The 4,365-nt window shown below is 52.9% G+C and carries 4 protein-coding genes; all 4 read left to right on the forward strand.

The genetic code is table 11. The features are described from left to right. A partial coding sequence (pdxT, locus tag V3U24_05890; GenBank protein ID MEE9166973.1) for a pyridoxal 5'-phosphate synthase glutaminase subunit PdxT occupies positions 1-365 on the forward strand: 365 nt, incomplete at its 5' end. A 10-nt stretch (positions 366-375) separates the two neighbouring features. Further along, entirely contained in the window at positions 376-2,247 is a 1,872-nt protein-coding gene (dxs, locus tag V3U24_05895; protein ID MEE9166974.1) for a 1-deoxy-D-xylulose-5-phosphate synthase, read from the forward strand. 14 nt (positions 2,248-2,261) lie between these two features. Further along, entirely contained in the window at positions 2,262-4,001 is a 1,740-nt protein-coding gene (locus V3U24_05900) for a carbon starvation protein A (protein MEE9166975.1), read from the forward strand. Positions 4,002-4,022: 21 nt separating this feature from the next. Beyond that, positions 4,023-4,365, forward strand: a 343-nt coding sequence (locus tag V3U24_05905; GenBank protein MEE9166976.1) for a methylmalonyl-CoA mutase family protein, incomplete at its 3' end; no start/stop codon positions are given.

The raw sequence follows: 4,365 nt of genomic DNA on the forward strand, positions 1-4,365 counted from the left end.
TGGGGACCTGTACCGGACTAATCTTGATGGCAAGCAGGGTCGATGATTCAAGAGTGCAATCTCTTAATCTACTCAATATTGGCGTCGTGCGGAATTCTTATGGACGGCAGGTTGACTCCTTTACGGCCCCGCTTGACCTTGTTCTTGGAGGGGAAACCGTTTCCCTGAGGGGGATATTCATCAGGGCACCGAGAATCAGTTCCGTGGGCAGTGGGACGGAAGTACTGGGTTCACTGGAGGGTGAACCCGTCATGGTTCAGGAAAATCACTTTCTGGGTTGCACTTTCCATCCCGAACTTTCCGACAGCACTGCCGTTCACGACTATTTTGTATCAATGGTAAAGGAGCTGGAGTTTGCTGGATAGCTTCAAGATTTTGGATAAGATCAACTCGCCCGCTGATCTTCGCGGTCTCTCCGTAAAGAAACTCCGAATGGTCTGTGATGAATTGCGAGAATACATCATCGATGTGATTGAGGAAAAGGGAGGACATTTCGCTTCGCCTCTCGGCGTGGTGGACCTGACGGTGGCGCTCCACAGCGTTTTCGACACGCCGCGTGATCTGCTGATCTGGGATGTGAGTCATCAATGCTACGCTCACAAGATCATAACGGGTCGGAGGGATCAATTCCCAACACTTCGCCAGGACAACGGGATTAGCGGGTTTTGCCGTCGGGAAGAGAGTGAATATGATGCGTTTGGTGCAGGCCACGCAAGCACCTCCATATCCGCGGCACTGGGAATGGCCCGCGCCCGGGATCTGAAAGGTGAGACTCACAAAATCATTGCTGTCGTGGGGGATGGAGGACTTACGGGGGGACTGGCCTACGAAGGAATCAACAATGTGGGCATTCTCGACAGCCAGTTGCTTATCGTGCTAAACGATAACCGTATGTCAATCTCACCGACTGTGGGGGCCCTTTCGCACTATCTGACGAAGGTCGTCACCAATCCTCTGTATAACAGGGTTCGAGACCGGATCTGGGAATTGACGGGGAAACTGCCCAAAGGATCAACCGCCCTGCGGCGTCTCCTGCACAGTTTGCAGGAAGGTCTTAAGACATTCCTGGTTCCAGGTATGATTTTTGAGGAGCTGGGCATTCGCTATTTCGGTCCCATCGACGGGCATGATATGGACGAAATGATCGACACGTTGGAGAAATTGAAAGATTTTCCTCGTCCCTCGGTGGTACATCTGCTTACCCGAAAGGGGAGTGGAAAGAAACAGGCGGAGGAAGATCCCCTTAAGTGGTACAGTGTTGCGGGGAGAACCAATACGAAAAAACCTGAGGGTGAGGCTCCCGACTACTACAAGGCATTTGGACAGATAGCATGCCAGCTGGCGGAACAGGATGAGGACATCTGTTGTGTGGTGGCGGCCATGAGGGAGGGAACCGGATTGGTGGATTTTGCCAGGAAGTTTCCCCAGCGCTTCTTCGATTGCGGCATCGCTGAAGGGCACGCTGTCACATTTTCCGGAGGCTTGGCAGTCTCTGGAATCAAGCCCATCACGGCCATCTATTCCACCTTTCTTCAGAGAAGCTTTGACATGCTTGTCCACGATATCGCCATTCAGGGATTACACGTCGTGTTTGTCCTGGATCGAAGTGGTGTCGTGGGGCCAGACGGACCCACCCATCATGGATCATTTGACCTGTCTTATCTTCAGCTGATCCCAGGGATGACGTTGGCTGCGCCCAAAGACGGGGATGAACTCCGGGATCTGTTGTACACCGGCCTTTATGAATGTGGAGGTCCATTTGCCGTACGCTATCCGAAAGCCTCCAGTCTCGTGTTCCATGAGAAAGCGGCGCCCAAGGCGATTCCCATCGGTTCCTGGGAGATCATCGCAGAAGGGGAATCCCTGGCGATTCTGGCCGTGGGAAGTATGGTGGAACAAGCGAAGAATGCTCTCCCCATGCTTCCTGAATCGACTCTCAAGCCCAGAATCGTCAATGCCAGGTTCATCAAACCTCTCGACGACCTGATGTTGAGGGAAATTGTCTCCAGTTTTGAAGCTGTCTTGACGATCGAAGAGGGAACCCTGGTGGGTGGTTTCGGTTCGGCTGTACTGGGGTGGTTGAATGAACATGGCTACGGGGGGACAGTCTATCAACTTGGGATACCCGATGAATTCATCGATCATGGGAGCAGGAAGACTCTGCTGGACAACCTGGGTCTCACCGCTAATAGGATTTCCGATACTATAGCCAGAATCGGTTCGGGCAAGGAAGTCCAGATCCTCTAAAATCAGCTCATGACATGAACTCAGCCCTCCTCGTTTCCCTGGGCTTTGTCATTTTCTACCTCGGTTACCGCTTTTACTCTCGATCAATTGCCTCCCGTATTTACGCGACTGACGAAAATATAGTCACCCCCGCCCACGAATTCCGAGATGAGGTGGACTACGTCCCCACCAAACGTCATATCCTTTTCGGGCATCATTTTACCTCGATTGCCGGGGCTGCTCCCATCATAGGGCCCTGTGTGGCGGCCTACTGGGGTTGGCTGCCTGCCTTTCTCTGGGTCGTTCTCGGCACCGTATTCATGGGGGCGGTCCACGATTTCGGTGCCCTGGTGGTGAGTGTGCGTGAAAAAGGCAGAAGCATAGCGGACGTCACCGGCAGAATCGTGAGCGGACGTGCCCGAGTGATGTTTCTCATCTTCATCCTTATGCTGATCTGGCTTGTTCTTGCTGTTTTTGCCATGGTTATTGCAGATCTGTTTATCTTGGTGCCTTCAACCGTTCTACCGATCAATATTGAAATAGTTATCGCTCTGGCCATTGGCTGGATACTCTACAAGACGAAAACCGGAGCTCTCGTTCCGTCACTCACGGCTCTCGTCGTGCTCTATCTCTTTGTCTGGATAGGTACCCATTATCCGTTGGGCTTTGATTCACTGGGACTGTCGAGAGAGTCGTCTTCTACCCTGTGGGTTGTGATACTTTTCGCATATTCTGCCATGGCCAGTCTCCTTCCCGTATGGCTACTTCTGCAACCCCGCGATTACATCAACAGTCACCAGCTGTTTGTGGGTCTGGGACTCTTGTACCTTGGCATTTTTGTAGCGCAGCCAGTTATCGATGCCCCCGTGTTCAGGGCAGTCTCAGAGCCGACAGCTCCTCCAATGTTTCCTTTACTCTTTGTGACGATCGCTTGCGGGGCCATCAGTGGGTTTCACGGTCTTGTGGCATCGGGAACGACATCCAAACAGGTGAGCAGTATGAAAGATACAAGGCTCCTTGGCTATGGAGCTATGCTCGGGGAAGGGACCCTGGCACTAGCCTCGACCATAGCGGCGGTGGCTGGAATAGCCCTTCTTTCACGATGCAACCTCCCTTCGGTAGGGGAGGTCGAAAACCTCTCCTGGAGCGTCTACTATGACACCTGGGCCCACGCCAGTGCAAACAAGGCTGCGGCATTCGTGCTCGGTGGCGGAGCATTGATGGAAAAGGTTGGAATCCCGGCTCAACTGGCTCAAACTCTCGTAGCCGTTCTCGTGATCTCTTTTGCAGCCACCACACTGGATACCGCCACGAGAATTCAGAGGTTCGTCCTCACCGAACTGGGAATGGCGTTGCAGGTCAAACCTCTTACGAATCGTTTCTTCGCGACGGCACTGGCCGTTTTGCCAGCCGCCTTTCTGGCTCTCTGGAATGTGACGGATCCCGCCACGGGGAATGCAAGGCAGGCGGGTTGGGTCTTGTGGCCAATTTTCGGTGCCAGCAATCAGATGCTGGCGGCGTTAACGCTGATGATCTTGACTCTCTATTTCTGGCAAAGAAAGAAACCCATTGCGCCTCTCGTGATTCCCATGTTATTTATCATGGTCGTAACGCTCATTACTCTCGTGTTGAAAACTGGAGATTTTTATGCCAGCAACAAATCACTGTTCGTCATTAACTCACTGCTCATCGTCCTGATAGGATGGATGATTCTCGAAGGGGTGTTGGTGGTGATCCGGTCCAAACGCTTCGCGGAAGCAACGACAAAGGGGTGAAGTATCGGTAGACAACTGGAGTTGTTCGAGAAAGAAAAGAGACGGTGGGAGAAGGAAGTCAATTCCTCCCCGACCCGCAATCACAGCTACGAGACGGCAAGCGGGGAACCCGTGAACCTCCTCTATTATCCCGATGGGATTGAGGACGACTACCTGGAGAAACTGGGTTTTCCCGGTTCATATCCGTACACCAGGGGCATTCATGCGAACATGTACAGGGGCAGATTGTGGACAATGCGGCAATTCTCTGGGTACGGAACTGCCCGAGAGACAAATGAGCGGTTCCACTTTCTGTTGAAAGAAGGCCAGACTGGTCTATCCGTGGCGTACGACATGCCCACACTGATGGGGTATGACGGGGACC

This window comes from Candidatus Neomarinimicrobiota bacterium (assembly GCA_036476315.1).
GTDB lineage: Bacteria > Fidelibacterota > Marinisomatia > Marinisomatales > S15-B10 > JAZGBI01.